Origin of the sequence: Gordonia sp. UBA7860 (genome assembly GCF_002500165.1) — a bacterium.
Classification (GTDB): Bacteria; Actinomycetota; Actinomycetes; order Mycobacteriales; family Mycobacteriaceae; genus Gordonia; species Gordonia sputi.
In genome coordinates, this window is the sequence record NZ_DLSO01000096.1 from 1 (window position 1) to 320 (window position 320).

Consider the following 320-nt stretch of genomic DNA (forward strand, 5'->3'; position numbering starts at 1 on the left):
CGGTCGCTGCTGCCCGCTTCTCGGCGCGATTGAGCGAGGTACGCAGAGCCTGCTCTAGCGAGATGGTGTCGTCGGTGGTGAAGGGGCGGGGCGAGACGTTGATCTCGATGTTGAACTGGCCGAGTTCGGTTTGGTAGTCGGGGTCGGCGATCGCGTCGAGGACCGCGGCGTTGGCCATCGCCGGATTCATCTCGGCGTCGACGAGATTGAGCTCGACCTCCATGCCCAGCAGAGGCTCGGGGGGTGCGCCGTGATCGGTGAACACTCCCTCGGCGAGCATGCGCGCGATCGCCTCGGTGCCGCGCGAGACCTGGCGTCGG

At 67.2% G+C, this 320-nt stretch carries 1 pseudogene; it reads right to left on the reverse strand.

The features are described 5' to 3' along the window. A pseudogene (locus B3T59_RS12410) lies at positions 1–320 on the reverse strand (glutamate--cysteine ligase); the annotation flags it as partial.